The organism is Mycobacteroides chelonae, from assembly GCF_016767715.1.
Classification (GTDB): Bacteria; Actinomycetota; Actinomycetes; order Mycobacteriales; family Mycobacteriaceae; genus Mycobacterium; species Mycobacterium gwanakae.
Genome location: NZ_CP050145.1, coordinates 4939362 through 4954187 on the forward strand (window position 1 = coordinate 4939362; position 14826 = coordinate 4954187).

The window sequence follows — 14826 nt, forward strand, 5'->3', positions numbered from 1 at the left end:
CGACCTTTCGCATGGTTTCAGTATTGCGGATCGCCCCAGCACCGATCGATCGCACGCCATGGATCGGCGAAATGCCCACCCATCCCGCGGTACGGCGACTGGGATTTCAGCGCGGCCCACACTATGGGCGCTACCAATCGCAAGGGTGCGCGCCGCCACCCCACCGCGGCACTCGTCTCAGCATGCATCACGGGTAGCGAATGTCGCTGGAAGTCAAGGACTTGTTGAGAACGTTCGGTATCCATCCAATCGGTGACGAACCAGCTCCGATCATCGCCGGGATCGCCCGGGCGTCCCGCCGGAACGCCGCCGACAAGCCCCATCGCGGCCGCCGTTTCGGATGCAACGGCTGACTGCGTGGTGCGATGAGAGCTGTCGCCGCCGATCAGGAAGACCTCGCGTACCTGGCTCGTCGATACCGCGGCGCAAAAGGCCTGTGCAACATCGCGCACATCGACGGTCTGGATCCGGCCGTCCGACGGAAGCACCGCTTCAAACCGCAGCAAGTTGGGATCAATGCTCCACCGAGGCGCCGACGTCAAGACTCCGCCGAGCCGTAGCACAACCCATTCAAGTGCCGACGAAGTCACCAGCTTCTCGGCGGCAACCTTGTTGGCGCCGTAGAGATCACTCGGGTTGACCGGCGTCTGAGCGGTGAGCAGCCCCCTGTCACGATGCGGGTTTCGGGTGCCGTATACCGCGACGCTGGAGGCCAGAATGAAGCGCGGTGCCGATGCGAGCCCCGCGGCGGCGGCCACCAGATGCCCCGTCGCCTCGACGTTGACTGCCTGCGCCAACGCCCGATTCGCGTAACAGAACGGCGGAATCAGAGCCGCGAGGTGAACAACCGCCGCGGGCCCTACGGATTCGATCAATGCCGTGACCTCGGCGACGGATGTCAGATCAGCCCAGTGCACCTGCACTCCGGATGGCAGACGCTCCGCGCCCCGCAGGTTCGCCGGTGTGCGCAGATCAGTGGCGGCCACGGCGTAACCCCGTGCCGCGAGGACATCCACAACAGCGGACCCCACCAGGCCGAACGCGCCGGTCACCAGAACACGATCACCGTTCACGCCAACCTCCAAATAGACAAGTGTCCAGCCTCTAAATGCTTGTGGCCGAGGCCATATATGCGACCTACCGCACCCACTATTGCCGAAAACCAGACACCTGTCCAGAATGGCCATGCGACGGCCCGGCGCTCCGGCGGATCGTTAGTGTTGGACCATGACAACAGCGTTTGTGTTGTCCGGTGGCGCCAGCCTCGGGTCGATACAAGTCGGCATGCTGCAGGCGCTGACGGAGGCGGGCGTCACTCCCGACCTGATCGTCGGCACGTCCGTGGGCGCCCTGAACGGCGGCTGGCTGGCCGCTCGCTCCGAGATGGCCGGCGTGAACGCACTCGCCGATCTGTGGCGTTCACTCTCACGCGGTGACGTCTTTCCCACCAACCTGTACACGGGGTTCCTGGGGTTTGTCGGTCGCCGGCGCAGCCTGGTTTCGGATTCGGGCCTGCGCCGGTTATTGCGAGAAAACCTGGAGTTTCACCGGCTCGAGGACGCGCCCATTCCCTTGCACGTAGTCGCGACGGACGTGCTCACCGGCAAAGACATTCTGCTGTCGCGCGGAAATCCGATCGACGCGATTGCCGCCAGTGCCGCTATCCCCGCCGTGCTGCCGCCGGTGACTATCGACGGGCGGGACTACATCGACGGCGGCGTCGTGAACAACACCCCTCTCTCCCACGCTGTTTCGCTAGGCGCCGACGAGATCTGGGTGCTGCCCACCGGATACTCATGTGCTCTTCGCGAAGCTCCGAAAGGCGCGCTGGCCATGGCATTGCACGCCACCACGCTGGCCATCAACCAACGCCTGGCCGTGGACGTGGCCCGATTCGAGGGGACCGTCGACCTGCGGGTGGTTCCGCCGCTGTGTCCCGTCCGTATCTCACCGATCGACTTCTCGCATTCCGGTGAGCTCATCGACCGTGCACGCGCGCAGACCCTCCGATGGTTACTCATGCCGAGATTCAAGATCAATCAGGCGGATCTGCTGGAACATCAGCACGACTGAGCACACCGAGCTGTAATACTGACCGCGTGGTGCTCGACGACACCCCAGAGAAGGGCTCGTCCGCTTCCCGCAGCGGGCGTGAGCGGATCCAGAAACTGGCCCGCGCGGCACTCAACGCGGACGTCACCGTCGAGCAGCTCGACACCGTGCTCACCGACATGTCAGCCGTTCTCATCGACATGAACGACACACTTGGCGTCATCGGCGAGCTCACACCGCGCATGATGCTCGTCGTCGAGCGCATGGAGAACGTCATGACGCGCATCGAGCGAATCGTCGGGCTCGCGGAATCCGTGCTCACGCCGGTTACCGTCACCGAATCCGCCGTGCGCGGCGTCCTCGCGTCGTTCCAGAACGAGATCAAGCGGCGGCTGAGTCCGCCACGCGCTGACTAGAGTGACGCCATGGAACTTTACGACGTCATGCGCACCACGTTCGCGGCACGTGAGTTCACCGGAGAACCCCTGCCTGACAAGGTATTAGATCGCATCCTGGATAACGCGCGGTTCGCACCTAGCGGAGGCAACCGGCAGGCCGGTCACGTCATCGTGGTCCGGGACCAGCGGACCCGTGAAGGCCTCGTCGAGGCGGCGCAGCCGGGAGCACGCCGCTACTTCGCGCAGATCATGGCGGGCGAATCGCCGTGGAATCCGGTAACCCCCACGCAGGTTGATCAGGAAACCATCGATGCGACCACCGTTCCCGCGTCGGTAGCCGAAACGCTGCGCACCGCGTCAGTCGTCCTCGTCGTGTGCGTAGACCTGCGGCTTGTCGCCGCGACGGATCAGGAGCTCAATCGCGTCGGAGTCATCAGCGGAGCATCGGTCTACCCGCTGGCATGGAACATCCTGCTGGCCGCGCGAGCAGAAGGCTTCGGCGGAACGCTCACCACCATGGCAGTCGCACAGGAGCCGAAAGTACGTGAGCTATTGGGTATTCCCGAAACGTATGCGGTGGCCGCGGTGTTACCCATCGGCAAGCCGATCAAGCAGCTGACCAGGCTGCGACGCAACGCCATCGAGGAATTCGTCACCCTCGAACGGTTCGACGGCGATCCCTATCGCCCCGAGCACGGCTGATCGGGTAGCCCGCAGGAGCCCGCGAATGTCACTCACGGCCACACGAATATTCGAGATCACACTGATTTCCCCGGGCAACCTGATGTTTGATCGAATGGACGTGCCAGTCAGCGATCTGAAACGAGCAACCCGTGAACGCACAGGACGAGCCGGACACCACATCGGATGAATCGGATACCGCGCTACCTGGGGACCCGGGAGAGGACGCTCCCCCGGAGAGTGCTTCGGCCCTGATCACCACCACGGGACTGGGCGTGGACGGTGAACATGGACCGCTCTTCTCCGATATCGACCTGGAACTCACCTCGGGGTTCCACGCCATTCAGATGCCCGGTGGACCCGGACAGCACACACTGCTACTGGCGCTGGCCGGGCGACTCAAGCCCAGCCACGGCACGGTCACCGTGATGGGTGACAGCGATCCGCGGGCGATCCGCCGACACTGTGCCATCGCTGCTTTCGCCGATATCGATGAGCTCGAAGAGACCGTGACGGTGCAGACCGTTCTCGCCGAGCAGGTGCGCTGGCTGGCACCGTGGTTCTCGCGGGTCCCTGCCGACACCGGACGCGACAAACTGGCCGAAGTATTCGGTGAGCTTCCCACCCCTTCGGCGGGCACGTACATCGTCGAACTGTCTGACCTCGACCTGTTCCTGCTGCGGATCACGCTGGCGCTGCTCTCCGACCGGCCCATCCTGGTCATCGGCGACCTGGAACAGGTCCGCGACAACTCCCGCCGAGCCACGGCCGTCGAACGACTCGGTGCGCTCGCCGCGAACCGCACCATCGTTGTCGGGGTGACCAACCCCCTGGGTATCGACGCGCCCATCCACGACTTGCACGACCATCGCATCCTCACCGGGAGGGACTAGCCCATGCTCGCTGGACTCGCATTTGGTTCAGAAATAAAGCGTTTCGGCCGCAGCCGAATGACCCGCGCCGCGATCGTGGTCCTCATGCTGCTGCCGCTGGTATACGGCGCGCTGTATCTGTGGGCCTACTGGGACCCCTTCGGTCACGTCAATAAGATGCCCGTGGCCCTCGTCAACGCCGACAAGGGCGCCACTGTTTCCGGCCAGCAGGTGAACATCGGCGAGGAGATCTCCAAGAGCCTCACCGCTGACGGCAGCATGGACTGGCACGTCCTGAATCTCGATGAGGCGCGTGCCGGAGTTGACCACGGCAAGTACTACTTCATGTTGGAGCTACCGCCCGATTTCAGTGAGGCCATCGCCTCGCCACTGACCGGTCAGCCGAAGCAGGCCAATCTGGTCGCCGTCTACAACGATGCCAACAATTACATCTCCTCGAGCATCGGCCGCACCGCAATCGACCAAGTGCTCAATGCCGTCTCGACCCGCATATCCGGCCAGGCCGTCAATCAGGTTCTGTCCGTCGTGGTCTCCTCCGGCGCGGGTATCCAGCAGGCCGCCGACGGCGCCCAGAAACTCGCAGACGGCGCGGCCAAGGTCGACGACGGTGCCGGGCAGCTCGCCAACGGGCTGCACACGGCCCGACCCGGATCAGCACAACTGGCCACCGGCGCCAAGCAGCTCTCCGACGGCATCAACCAGGCAACCGATCCCCTGCTGACCGTCAGCAAGGCGGTCGCGAACATCGGCGGCAGCACCGACAAGCTTCAGCAGGGCACCGACGCGCTCCGGCAGGCCAACGATCAGATCGAGGGCATCGCCAAGGCGCAGGACAGCGCCGCCAACGCACTCAGCCCGGTGATCGACCAGCTGGCCGGACGCCAGGACCCGGCGGCGAACACGTTGCGCGGGATACAGGATCAGTTACGCGCGCATCAGTTCACACCCCAGGTTCGCCAGCAACTGACCGACGCGGAGAACGCGTCGATCGCAATGACCGAGACGCTGCGCGGACCCGGCAGCCCGCTGAAGTCTGCGCTCGATCAGGTCGGCGGCAAGGGCCAGGAGCTCACCAACAAGCTCACCCAGCTGCGTAACGGCGCGCAGCAGCTGGCCACCGGGAACGCGCAACTGTCCGGTGGTATCGCCCAAATGGACGACGGTGCGCAACAACTGAAATCGGGTACCGCACAGCTGCGTTCCGGCTCGGCCGAACTGGCGACCAAGCTCGCCGAAGGCGCCAAGCAGGTGCCCAACTGGAGTGCCCAGCAGAAGGACGCCATCGCCGACACCATCGGCGGTCCGGTGCATCTGGAGACCTCGCATGAGAACGCCGCGCCCAACTTCGGAACCGGCATGGCGCCGTTCTTCGTCACGCTGGCGTTGTTCTTCGGCGCATTGGTGCTGTGGATGATATTGCGGCCCTTGCAGACTCGTGCGATTGCGGCGGAGGTTCTGCCGATTCGGGTGGCCCTCTCCAGCTATCTGCCCGCCGCCACCATCGGAATCTTCCAGGCGATCATCCTGTACTGCGTGGTGCGATTCGCGCTCGGAATGCACGCCGCGCACCCCGTCGCGATGCTCGCGTTTATGGTGCTGGTCTCATTCGCGTTCGTTGCCGCTACCCAGGCCATCAACGCGCTGGTGGGTCCGGCCGTCGGGCGGGTGCTGCTCATGGCCCTACTCATGTTGCAGCTGGTCAGCGCCGGCGGCATGTATCCGGTGGAAACCACCTCGAGACCCTTCCAAGTGCTGCACAAATACGATCCGATGACGTATGGCGTCGACGGACTACGCCAGCTGATTCTGGGCGGCATCGATGGCAGGTTGTGGCAGTCGGTGATCACACTGCTCTGCATCGCACTGGGCGGGCTCCTGATTACCAGCCTGTCGGCCCGGCGTAATCAACTCTGGAATCTGACGCGGCTGCTGCCGTCGATCAAGATGTAGCACGCTCCGCCGTGGTGGCTTTGCGTCGCGAGCGTGTCATGGCCACTCGACGCTCCCGCGTTGTCATCGCACCCCAAACACCGTGTGGTTCATCGGTTCTCATGGCGTATGCCGCGCACGGCCTGCGTACCGGACACTCGTTGCAGATCTGCTTCGCCTGCACCTCGTATTGCTTTCGCAAGGCTCCACGCCGAGTTTCGGCGTAGTAGAAGATATCCGTCGACATTCCACGACAGACCGCTTTGACCTGCCACTCCAATTCATCCAAACCCGGCTCCAGGCCGCGAAACTTTGGTCGTGTCACGGCCGTGTCCCAAACCGCCCGAAAGCATTCCGGCGCGTCGATGCCATCCGCATCCACCGAGTCTGGAGCCCCTGACCGCCGGAATGCGATAGCCAGTTTGGACAATGTGCGCCGCGGAATTGTCCCGACTGGCTCTAGGATTCGCCGGCGCCAATCGCTACTGTGCGCGTCCGCTGCGCCAATCCATCTCGGCGGGCAGGTGCGGCGACAGTCCAGGCGGCGATTGTGCTCGCCGCCGCGGTGCCCAAACAAATCGCGGCATACCAAAGACTGCCGATCGGATCGCCGGCGCCGGTCACGCCATGGTCCGCCCCGAAGTAGCCGGGCAGCGCCGTCACCCACAGCACCGTCATCACCACCAGGTAGAACCCCGCATAGATCAGGATGGCCGGATGCGTGGTGTAACCGTCCGCGCCGTCGCGCCGAACACCGCGCCACTGTCTGATCAGCACAGGCACCGCCACTGCCACGACGGCGATCAGCTCCAGGACATAGACGACACCCACCACGGTGGTGCTGCCCGATACCGCACCGGCGATGGTTGCCGGTAGCGGTAAGACCGCGGTACCGATCGATGCCAGCACGCCGATAACCACCGTGCGCCAGATGATCTGACTGCCCGTGAAGGATCGTCCGGCGTCCACATGCCGACCCACGAACAACTGGGCGCAGAACGCCAGCGACATCGGCCACAGTGCGGCAAAGACGACCACGCTGCCCATCGGGACCGAGTCGAAGAATGGCTTGTTCAGCGGATTGTCCAGAGTCCATTCCCACCAGCGCAATTGCGGGCCGAGGTGGTCGAAGATCTCATAGAACGCGTGGTGCACCGTACCGACGCAGGCTGCTCCGATCAGGACGCCGTAGCGGCGGAAGACGCCCAGTGTCCTGACGATCTCGAAGGCCACGGTGGCCATCATCGGGTAGATGGCGATGATGTACAGGGGCAACCGGCCCCACAAGAAGTCGACAGTAAAAACGTTGTGCGCGAACATCGTGTCCACGTGCTCGCTGATACCGAACGGCCCGGGGAAGTACAGCGGCGGTTCGATGATCAGCAGGTATGCGATCGCTCCGAACCACACGACGATGTTTGTTGGATCGTTGTGGCGGCGGAGCCGAATGATCGCGTAGACCAGCGCCAACACCGCCCCAGCGATTACGGTCAGCTCCAGGACCGGCAGCGTCCAGTTCTCCAGTGAGAACGGACTACGGATGGCGATGATCCCTCCCGCGGTGTCGCACGAGAATCCCAGGCGCGCTGCCAGATCGGCGAATGTGGGGGCACACAGATCAGACATGTTCAGACTCCCACCTGTGCCGCCGGATCAGCCGTGTACCACTGTGTGACTTCATAACCGGCCTCATATCGCGCGAACCATTCGTCGGCCAGGGCCGGCAACTTCTCGTGCGCTGGATTGTGCCCCGGGATCTGACTGCGCACCGCACCCGACATCGCAACCATCACCTCACGCACCGGCAAGCTACTGAACGCGTTCTCGATGGGTCCGTCATACGGTGCGTTTACAAACGGAAGCCGTTGCAGCAGAGACTTCTTCCGCGCCTGCATGCCGAACATCGACAGCGCGTCCACCTTACGATCCTCGAGAGGGACATGCTTGTTGAAGCCCTCGCAGGCGATGCGCAACACCGACCAGACATGCCTGAAGATCGACGGCGCCACGCGCATGCGGTACCAGGGATCGTCGGCCACCGCGTCATAGATGATCAGCGCCGAGCTGCGATGTTCCACCTCTTCGACGAAGTGCCACAGGAACAGCGAGGCGACGCGATCATCGCCCGGCGCGAACAGGGTGTCGTCGTGATCCAGCATCAGTTTGAAGACCGGGGTGAACGTCGCCTCCAGGTCGGCGGTGTACGCCAACCGATACTTCAGCGGCTTGTTCGCGGTCAGTTCGTCGAAGGCGGCGACTACCTCATCCAGGGTCTCCTTGAGGCCCGGGTAACTCTTGATCAGACCCTTGGCGTGCTGGCGATGCCCCATGGAGTGCTGTCCCTCTTGCCGAACGAAGGCCTCGGCCTCCTCGGCGATCGCCGGATCGGCAATCAGCGGCATGGCCTCGGGAATCATCTGCCCGATCATCTTCTCGAATGCGATCGCCAGGAAGGAGACCGCGTTGGCCATGCTCGAAAAGGCCGGGTTGGACTCGTTCCACAGGAACGGAACGTGATGGTCGGCGAACGCAAACCGCAACTTGCGCACGATGAGTTCCGTCATGAAAGGCACCTCGCTTAGAACATACAATCAGACACTTATTTGTTGTTCTGTATGATTACTGGATCGAGCAGGTGGTGTCAACGGTCGATATGCTGCGTAGATGCCGGCGGCCAGGGAACTTCACGATGGCGCGTAGACGGGGATGGGACGGTCAACCACCGAACAGCGACGTCGAGGCATCCGATCGGATAGTGGCCGCAGCCGTGAAGCTGATCGGCGAGACAGGTTCAGCGGTAAGCCTGGCCGACGTCGCGGCTGAGATTGGCGTCATCCGGCAGACGGTCTACCGGTACTTCCCGACGGCTGACGCACTCATGCACGCGGCCTCCATCGCGTCGGTGGACAGCTTCCTGGACCGGCTGACGGGAGTCGTGCGCGGCATCACCGATCCCGCCGAAGCACTCACCGAGGGTGTGCTCTACACCTTGGAAGAGGTCACTCGCACACCACATTTGGCCATCATGATGTCCGAACCGTACGCACACTCACACACCAGCGATATGACCTCGGACGAGGCACAGGCGTTCGGTCTTCGCATGCTCGGCCGATTCGACGTCGAATGGGATCAGTATGGGTACGACGACGATGCCAAACGCGGACTCGTCGAGTTCGCCCTACGAATCATGTTGTCGTTCTTCGTCTCCCCCAATGAAGCCACGCGTTCCCGCGACGAACTGCGCAGCTTTCTCAGGCGCTGGCTCGGCGGAGCCATCTTGGCCCAGCGCCCCAATTAATCACCAATTCCGTTTGAATTAATCGCTTCTATCGCCTTTCATAATTAGTCGGGTGGTCCTACCTTGACGTTATGAAGCCGATCAATCGACGCACCGTCCTCGGCGGTGCCGGAGTGGCGGGGGTCGCAGCCGTCGCCGGCGCGGGGGCCGACCGGGCTCTGTCTTCTCCCCGCTCCCGTGACGACGTAAAGGATCAGACCGTGACCGATGACGCCGCCCGCTTCGGCGATCCCCGCCTCCCCGCCGAGCTGAACACCGCACAACCGCACCTGTTTCACCTTGGCGCGCTGGCGCCGCAGACCTTCGACGGGGGCGATCTGCGGCAGGCTCACGAGGGCAATTTCCCTATCCTCACCGGGCAGCAGGCCAGCATCGTCATGGTGACCTTGCAACCCGGCGGAATACGGGAACCCCACTGGCATCCCAGTGCCTGGGAGATCAACGTCATCACCAGCGGTGTGGCGAAGTGGACATTGCTGGACCCGGAGGGACACAGTGAAACCTTCGACGCGCACGTCGGCGATGTCGTCTTCGCGCCTCAAGGATCGCTGCACTATTTCGAGAACAAGGGCACCGAGGACCTCAAGCTGCTGATCGTGTTCAACGCCAGCACCGCGGAAGGCAAGGATGACATCGGCATTGGCGCGTCGATCAGCAAGCTGCCGCCCGATGTCCTCGCCGCGATATTCGGTGTACCGACGGAAACCTTCGCATCATTCAAAAAGATCGATGAGTCCGTCACCATCCTGCGCAGGCCTAACCGGTGACGTGCGGGCCGAATCGGCGCTCCAACCCGCGATTCACCACGAGTCCGAGAATCGCACCGTAGGGCCGGCGCAAAATCCCGGAAAGCACCTGGGCCCCGCTATCCTGTGGCCCAACTGATGTCAACGACTCCCCGAACTCGTCTTTCCGTGGCAGCCCGCCGCGACGAACTGCTGCGGGTGGGCTCGGTACTCTTCGCCACCCGCCCCTATGACGAGGTCTGGATCGAGCACGTCGCCCAAGAAGCGGGCGTATCGTCCGCCCTGATCTACCACTACTTCGGCAACAAGAAGACCTCCGTCGGCGAGATTGTCCGCCGCGATTCCGAGTCATTTCTGCGGGCGATCACGGTCGACCCCGTACTACCGCCGTACGAGCAGTTCCTTACCTCGCTCGACGCCTACCTCGACCACATCGAGCAGCATCCGCACGCGTACATCGCGATGACCCGCGGACTGGCCAGCACCGACCCGGCGGTCCGGGAGATCCTGGACAGCAACCGTGCGGTGGTAACGGAACACACGCTCAAGAGGATCGTTTCGGGGACGCCCACGCCCGCCCAACGCATGATCGCGCGCGCCTGGGTCGTCTACATCGTCGACATGTGCATGGCGTGGCTGATCGACAGCATCGTCGACCGCGCCGAGCTACGCGATCTGCTGATCCGTTCCTACGACGCGCTCAGCGGCGTCATCACGGACATCGGAAGCGCTTAGCGCACAATGCGGTTCGCTCGCCAGTAAGGTAGCGCCCCATTGCTCGTTCATTACCACTAGCCTTACTTCCCGGACAGCGGTCGGTGCGCGTTATGGAGGAGAAGGTGGCCACACCCCGACGCCGGCGTGTGTCCCTGACGTTCCGGCGCGCCTTGGTTCTCACTCACCGCTGGATCGGCCTCATCGGTGGACTCCTCGTGGTGATCATCAGCACCAGCGGCGCCGTACTCGTGTACCAGCCGGAGCTGGTCCGGGCACTGAACCCCGAGATCTTCCGCACCACATCCGCAGCCGAACCGGTCGGATTCGCGCGGGCGATCACCGAGGTCCAATCGCACTACCCCGAAATCCAGCTTACGAGCGCTTCTCTCAAGGACGGTGTGTATCTACTCAACGCCTCCGGCACACATGACACATTCTTCGTCGACGCGGGCACCGGCCTCCTCAACGGCCGAATCGATCTCGGCGCGGGAGTACTGGGATTCCTGGTCAACATGCACGACTGCGGGTTCACCTGCGAGGGCTACAGCGGCTATCTGCCTATCCTGACTCAGCCTTCCCCGCTGGCGCAGCTCAACGCCTTCGCCGGAATGTCCTGGGGGTCCACACTACTCGCCCTGGCGGCCCTTATCCTGCTCCTCCTGGTGGTTCCCGCGCCGTACATCTGGTGGAAGGCGATTCGAAAGTTACGCAACGCCTTACGTGTGCGATGGGCCTCCGGGCGGTTCGCCCGTGATTTCGACCTGCACGCCATGATCGGCATCGTCGCCACGGCACCGTTGATCGTATGGGGGCTGACCGGAATGCAATTCGAGGCCCCCGGGCTGACCACCCTCTGGTACTCCCTCACCGGAGGGCACGCCTCCGAGCGCACGTTCACGGGAGGCCCCGGCGGCCAGAACATCACCGTGGAACGCGCCATGGACGCCGCCGCGCGCCAGTTCCCGGGGTCCGAGGTGACCTGGATCGGGCTCCCGGATGACGACAACGCGTTCTACACCGTTGATCTCCTGGATCCCGGCGAACCGGATTTGCGGGCGCACAGCCTCAACTACCACGGCAATCGCTCCGTCGGGGTAGACGCCCACGACGCCGGCCGCGTACAGATTCTCCGCGACAAACCTGCCACCGCATCGAACGCCATCGCCGACGAATGGGCCGGGCCCGCCGCACATTTCGGCCTTGCCGTAAACGGCTACTGGCGCTCGATCTGGTTCGTTCTCGGCATGGCTCCACTACTGCTCGGACTCACCGGCCTGAGCACCTGGCATTGGCGGCGCCGGGCCCGTTTGCGTGCGCGGCTCAGGAACGCACCGGCTCCCGGCGCGGACGCGAAAGCACCCGCGTTGGCCACCAGAACCACGTCCCCAGTAGCCGAACGAGGGCCGGGACGATGAAGGAGCGCACGATCAGCGTGTCGAGCAGCAGCCCGATGCACACGGTGGTGCCCACCTGGCCGATGGTTCGCAAATCACTGGAAAGCATCGCCAGCATCGTGAAGGCGAACACCAAACCCGCCGAGGTGACAACGCCTCCCGTACTTCCCAGCGCACGGATGAGTCCGGTGTTCAATCCGGCATAGGTCTCTTCTTTGAGCCGGGCGATCAGCAGCAGGTTGTAGTCCGATCCCACTGCCACCAAGATGATGAACGTCAGCGGCAGGATCAGCCAGTGCAAGGGCAGACCGACGAGATGCTGCCAAATGAGTACCGAAAGCCCGAACGCGCCCGCGAACGAGAAGGCCACCGTGCCGATGATGACGAACGGCGCCACCAGGCTTCGGGTGATGACCATCATGATCAAGAAGATCAGCGTGAAGGCCGCGATCGCCGCGATGAGCAGATCCGATGCGGCGTACTCCTTGATGTCCTTGTTATTCGACCCCGCTCCGCCGATGTAGACCTTTGACCCCGCCAACGAGGTTTCCTTCAGCGCCGTCGTAATGGCATCGGGGAACTCGTTGACGTGTTCAATTCCTTCCGGCCCCATGGCATTGCCCATGTGCGTGACGATGAACCGGGCCGCTTTGCCATCCGGTGACATCATCAGCGCCATACCGGTTTTGATGTCCTCATTGTCGAAGGCTTCGTGCGGTATGTAGAAGAAGTCGTCGCTACGGGACGCGTCGAAGTCGTTACCGACATTGATCATGTCGTCGAACGTCTGGTCCGTGGCGGTGGACTGCAGATTCGTCTGGCCGTAGGTGTTGACGATGAGGGCTTGTAGCGCTTCCTGATCGTTGGCGGTGAGCTTCAACAGCGAAACCATCTGCGGCAACAACTGGTCGACGACCTCAAGGGAGCCCACCGCATCCTTGATGTCGGCGGCCAACTTGTCGATGCTGTCCAGCATGTCGAACAGCGATCGGAACGACAGGCATACGGGGATGTCGAAACAATGCGGTTCCCAATAGAAGTAGTTGCGCAGCGGCCGCATGAAGTCGTCGAGGTTCGAGACCTTCTCGTTCATGTCCTTGGTGACTTGCTGCATATCCTCCATCGTCACGACGGTGTTGTGCATTTCATCCGCGAGCTTTTGCGTCAGGTCGATGGTCTGTCGCAAGACCGCCACCGAGTGCGCCATGATCTGGGCCTGCTTGTCGGTGTTGGCGTTCTGAGCCTTCGTGAAGGGCAGTTGCTGACCGTTCCCGCTCCCCTGAGTGGTGAACAGGTAAGGCAAAGAAGCATGTTCGAGCGCTCGTCCCATCGGCCTGGTGATGCTCTGCACCATCGCAACGCCGGGAAGCCGCACCAGGCTCTTGGAGACCCGGTCCAACGAGATGAAATCGGCCGAGTTACGCATGTCGTGATCCGATTCGACCATGAGCATCTCGGTGAACAACTTGCTCGGCGGGAAATGCCGGTCTGCCGCCGCAAAACCTTCCTTCGCGGGGGCGTCGGACGGCTGATAGGCCCGATCGTCATAGCTCACCTGATAGGTGGGCACGAAGACCGCGCCCACGAGAACCGCTGCCGCACTTGCCACAAGGATCGGCTTGGGCCAACGCACCACACTGGCCCCGATACGCCGATACAGATGCGCCTTGGCCTTCTGCTTGGGATCGAAGAGCCCGAACAGGCTGCCCAGATGCAGCATTGCCGGCCCGAGGGTGAGCGCTGCTGCGATGGTCAAGAGCATGCCGATGGCGACCGCCGGGCCCATCGTGTGGAAGTAGTTGAGGCGAGCGAAGCTCAGGCATAGACCAGCGCCCGCGATCGTCAGACCCGAGCCGATGATGACATGAGAAACGCCGCGGTACGCCGCATAGAACGCGTCCTCCCGGCTCAATCCCGCGTTGCGCGCTTCGTGATAGCGCCCCAGCAAGAAGATGCCGTAGTCGGTGCCCGCGCCCAGCGTCAGCGAAATGACGATATTGACGGCGAATGAGGACAGCTCGATATATCCGAAATGTCCGAGGGTCGCGACAACTCCTCTGGCGACCAGCATCTCGACCAGAACTCCGAACAACGGCACCAGCATCGTGGTGACCGACCGGTACACCATGAGCAGCATGAAGATGATGAGGAAGATCGTGACGATCGTGATGTTGTTCAGGCTCGAGTTCGCGACGCTCAACGTGTCCGAGGCCAGCGGTGCCGCACCGCTGACATAGACCTTGAGTCCCGGTGGCGGAGTGTCCTTATCGATCAGGTCCTTGACCGCGTCAACGGACTTGTTCGCCTGCATCTGGCCGATATCGCCGGCCAGACGTAGCAATACGAACGCGGACTTGCCATCGAGACTCTGAGCCCCGGCTGCCGTGATCGGCTTTCCCCAGGTGTCCATCACGTACTGCACATGCTCGGTGTCGTTCTTGAGCCGGCGCACCAACTCGTCGTAATAGTCGTGATCAGCGGCGCCGAGTGGCCGATCGGCCTCCAGCACAAGCATGGTCAGGCTGGTGGACGTCGACTCGTGAAACTTCTCCCCGATTTGCAGCATCGCCCGCTGCGACGGCGCGTAGTGCGGGATCATCGGACCGGCGAGCTCGGCGGCAACGTCTTCCACGTGCGGCACGAACGTATTCGTCGTCACCGCGACAATGGCCCAGAAGACGATGATCGGCACCGCCAGGATGCGAACCATCCTGGGAA

14 protein-coding genes are annotated in these 14826 nt (G+C 62.9%); 9 read left to right on the plus strand and 5 right to left on the minus strand.

The features are described 5' to 3' along the window. Positions 1-17: 17 nt before the first annotated feature. Positions 18-1073, minus strand: coding sequence for an NAD-dependent epimerase/dehydratase family protein (locus HBA99_RS24100; protein ID WP_070951809.1), 1056 nt, complete (start codon positions 1071-1073; stop codon positions 18-20). 154 nt (positions 1074-1227) lie between these two features. On the opposite strand from HBA99_RS24100, the gene HBA99_RS24105 reads away from it, so the two are divergent. From HBA99_RS24105 to HBA99_RS24125, 5 genes are all read left to right on the plus strand, one after another. After that, positions 1228-2073, plus strand: a complete 846-nt coding sequence (locus tag HBA99_RS24105) for a patatin-like phospholipase family protein (protein WP_057964604.1) — start codon at positions 1228-1230, stop codon at positions 2071-2073. Positions 2074-2099: 26 nt separating this feature from the next. Beyond that, positions 2100-2468: an ATPase gene (locus HBA99_RS24110; RefSeq protein WP_234798067.1), complete on the plus strand. Its 369-nt coding sequence runs from the start codon at positions 2100-2102 to the stop codon at positions 2466-2468. Positions 2469-2477: 9 nt separating this feature from the next. Beyond that, positions 2478-3152, plus strand: a complete 675-nt coding sequence (locus HBA99_RS24115) for a nitroreductase family protein (RefSeq protein ID WP_070931999.1) — start codon at positions 2478-2480, stop codon at positions 3150-3152. A 131-nt stretch (positions 3153-3283) separates the two neighbouring features. After that, positions 3284-4024, plus strand: a complete 741-nt coding sequence (locus HBA99_RS24120) for a hypothetical protein (protein ID WP_070951808.1) — start codon at positions 3284-3286, stop codon at positions 4022-4024. Between the two features lie 3 nt (positions 4025-4027). Further along, a complete protein-coding gene (locus tag HBA99_RS24125; protein ID WP_070931997.1) occupies positions 4028-5974 on the plus strand; it encodes a YhgE/Pip domain-containing protein in 1947 nt (648 codons plus the stop codon). On the opposite strand, the gene HBA99_RS25060 is transcribed toward HBA99_RS24125, so the two are convergent. Genes HBA99_RS25060 through HBA99_RS24140 form a run of 3 tightly spaced genes read right to left on the minus strand, consistent with a single transcriptional unit; the run spans position 5964 to position 8517 of the window. Next, complete coding sequence (locus HBA99_RS25060) at positions 5964-6374, minus strand: WhiB family transcriptional regulator (protein ID WP_081347733.1); 411 nt, start codon at positions 6372-6374, stop codon at positions 5964-5966. The genes HBA99_RS24125 and HBA99_RS25060 overlap by 11 nt on opposite strands. A 38-nt stretch (positions 6375-6412) precedes the next feature. Further along, positions 6413-7579 (minus strand): hypothetical protein, encoded by a 1167-nt coding sequence (locus tag HBA99_RS24135; protein WP_070950415.1) that lies wholly within the window; start codon positions 7577-7579, stop codon positions 6413-6415. 2 nt (positions 7580-7581) lie between these two features. Next, positions 7582-8517 carry a metal-dependent hydrolase gene (locus HBA99_RS24140; protein ID WP_057964599.1) on the minus strand — a complete coding sequence of 312 codons (936 nt, stop codon included), beginning with the start codon at positions 8515-8517 and terminating at the stop codon, positions 7582-7584. 125 nt (positions 8518-8642) lie between these two features. On the opposite strand from HBA99_RS24140, the gene HBA99_RS24145 reads away from it, so the two are divergent. The 4 genes from HBA99_RS24145 (at position 8643) to HBA99_RS24160 (ending at position 12129) form a co-directional block, all read left to right on the plus strand. After that, positions 8643-9251 carry a TetR/AcrR family transcriptional regulator gene (locus HBA99_RS24145; protein WP_070931993.1) on the plus strand — a complete coding sequence of 203 codons (609 nt, stop codon included), beginning with the start codon at positions 8643-8645 and terminating at the stop codon, positions 9249-9251. A gap of 71 nt (positions 9252-9322) precedes the next feature. Continuing rightward, positions 9323-10018: a cupin domain-containing protein gene (locus tag HBA99_RS24150; protein ID WP_030097598.1), complete on the plus strand. Its 696-nt coding sequence runs from the start codon at positions 9323-9325 to the stop codon at positions 10016-10018. 117 nt (positions 10019-10135) lie between these two features. Next, entirely contained in the window at positions 10136-10732 is a 597-nt protein-coding gene (locus HBA99_RS24155) for a TetR/AcrR family transcriptional regulator (RefSeq protein WP_070931991.1), read from the plus strand. Between the two features lie 128 nt (positions 10733-10860). Continuing rightward, positions 10861-12129, plus strand: coding sequence for a PepSY-associated TM helix domain-containing protein (locus tag HBA99_RS24160; RefSeq protein ID WP_070932453.1), 1269 nt, complete (start codon positions 10861-10863; stop codon positions 12127-12129). On the opposite strand, the gene HBA99_RS24165 is transcribed toward HBA99_RS24160, so the two are convergent. Next, complete coding sequence (locus HBA99_RS24165; protein WP_070931989.1) at positions 12035-14818, minus strand: MMPL/RND family transporter; 2784 nt, start codon at positions 14816-14818, stop codon at positions 12035-12037. The two genes, HBA99_RS24160 and HBA99_RS24165, sit on opposite strands and share 95 nt — an antisense overlap. Between the last annotated feature and the right edge of the window lie 8 nt (positions 14819-14826).

Coding starts and splice junctions, on each gene's coding strand:
- HBA99_RS24135 (WP_070950415.1), bottom strand. CDS start 7,579: ATGTCTGATCTGTGTGCCCCCACATTCGCCGATCTGGCAGCGCGCCTG.
- HBA99_RS24155 (WP_070931991.1), top strand. CDS start 10,136: ATGTCAACGACTCCCCGAACTCGTCTTTCCGTGGCAGCCCGCCGCGAC.
- HBA99_RS24115 (WP_070931999.1), top strand. CDS start 2,478: ATGGAACTTTACGACGTCATGCGCACCACGTTCGCGGCACGTGAGTTC.
- HBA99_RS24150 (WP_030097598.1), top strand. CDS start 9,323: ATGAAGCCGATCAATCGACGCACCGTCCTCGGCGGTGCCGGAGTGGCG.
- HBA99_RS24145 (WP_070931993.1), top strand. CDS start 8,643: ATGGCGCGTAGACGGGGATGGGACGGTCAACCACCGAACAGCGACGTC.
- HBA99_RS24165 (WP_070931989.1), bottom strand. CDS start 14,818: ATGGTTCGCATCCTGGCGGTGCCGATCATCGTCTTCTGGGCCATTGTC.
- HBA99_RS24140 (WP_057964599.1), bottom strand. CDS start 8,517: ATGACGGAACTCATCGTGCGCAAGTTGCGGTTTGCGTTCGCCGACCAT.
- HBA99_RS24125 (WP_070931997.1), top strand. CDS start 4,028: ATGCTCGCTGGACTCGCATTTGGTTCAGAAATAAAGCGTTTCGGCCGC.
- HBA99_RS24105 (WP_057964604.1), top strand. CDS start 1,228: ATGACAACAGCGTTTGTGTTGTCCGGTGGCGCCAGCCTCGGGTCGATA.